At 41.3% G+C, this 1,603-nt stretch carries 2 protein-coding genes; both read left to right on the forward strand.

From position 1 onward, the window contains the following. Positions 1-268 precede the first annotated feature (268 nt). Complete coding sequence (glyQ, locus tag QZ055_RS09355) at positions 269-1,144, forward strand: glycine--tRNA ligase subunit alpha (protein ID WP_295826488.1); 876 nt, start codon at positions 269-271, stop codon at positions 1,142-1,144. 1 nt (position 1,145) lies between these two features. Continuing rightward, a partial coding sequence (locus tag QZ055_RS09360) for a glycine--tRNA ligase subunit beta (protein ID WP_295826490.1) occupies positions 1,146-1,603 on the forward strand: 458 nt, incomplete at its 3' end.

Genomic DNA, 1,603 nt, shown 5'->3' on the forward strand with positions numbered 1-1,603 from the left:
TTGTGTATAATATATGCGATGAAGCAGAGTAGTAAACCTCTCTAGCGAGTGAGGATGGTGTAAGCTCACATTTGGTTGAAGGCGCTGTAGAGCATTGGCAGGAACGCAGGTATCTGTTAGTAAAGGCCAACATAGAAAAAAGAGGGCGCAAGCCAAATAGGGTGGAACCGCGGGTATACTCGTCCCTGTAACGTTTTTCGTTACAGGGACTTTTTTGTTTGTAACGAAATGGTTGATTTTATGTCGGTTGTGTAAAGTGGAGGCAGCAATGACATTTCAAGAGATTATTTTAAATCTACAAAAATTCTGGAGCGATCAAGGTTGTATCGTTCAAAATCCATATGACATCGAAAAGGGTGCAGGTACAATGAACCCTGCTACATTCTTGCATGCTATTGGTCCTGAACCATGGGCTGTATGTTATGTAGAGCCTTCTCGTCGCCCAGCAGACGGTCGTTATGGTGATAACCCTAACCGTTTGTTCCAACATCATCAATTCCAAGTTATCGTGAAACCATCTCCAGATAATATCCAAGAATTATATTTACAATCCTTAGCAACTCTTGGTATTCATGCTGAAGATCACGATATCCGTTTCGTAGAGGATAACTGGGAATCTCCAACATTGGGTGCTTGGGGCCTTGGCTGGGAAGTATGGCTCGATGGTATGGAAGTAACTCAATTCACATATTTCCAACAAGTTGGTTCCATCGACTGTAAACCAGTTTCCGTAGAAATTACATACGGTTTAGAACGTTTGGCTATGTACATTCAAGGTGTAGAAAATGTTTATGACCTTAAATGGAATGAGAACGTTACATACGGTGACGTTTGGCATGCTAACGAAGTTGAACAATCCGTATATAACTTTGAATTAGCAGATACAGATATGCTTTTCAAATTGTTTGATATGTACGAAGCAGAAGCAAAACGCGTTTGTACAGCTGGCTATGTATTACCAGCTTACGATTATGTATTGAAATGTTCCCACACATTCAACTTGCTCGATTCTCGTGGTGCTATTTCCATCAGCGAACGTACTGCTTTCATTGGCCGCGTACGTGCATTAGCTCGTATTTGTGCACAACAATACCTCGCTAAACGCGAAGAATTAGGTTTCCCACTTTTGAAAGGAGATAAATAAGATGGCAAAGGATTTATTATTTGAAATCGGTGCAGAAGAAATTCCTGCCGGCTTTATGCCAAATATCTTAGGTCAATTGAAACAATTGGCTGAAACAAAATTAAATGATGCCCATCTTCCTTTTGAAAGCATCGCAACATACGGCACACCACGTCGTTTGGCTCTTATCGTGAAAGGTCTTGCTGACACATCTGCTGAAATCAGCGAACGTCATAAAGGTCCTTCTGCATCTATCGCATATGATGCTGACGGTAAGGCTACAAAAGCTGCTATCGGTTTCGCTCGTGGTAAAGGTCTTGATGTAGCTGATCTCGTTGTAGAAGACGGCTATATCTATGCTGAAACTAAAACAGCAGGCGTACCTGCAAAAGATATTGTAACTGACATGTTGCCACAATTGATTACAGGTCTTAACTTCCCTAAATCCATGCATTGGGGCAATTTAGATGCTAAGTTTGT

This window comes from uncultured Veillonella sp. (assembly GCF_905209685.1).
Lineage (GTDB): Bacteria > Bacillota > Negativicutes > Veillonellales > Veillonellaceae > Veillonella.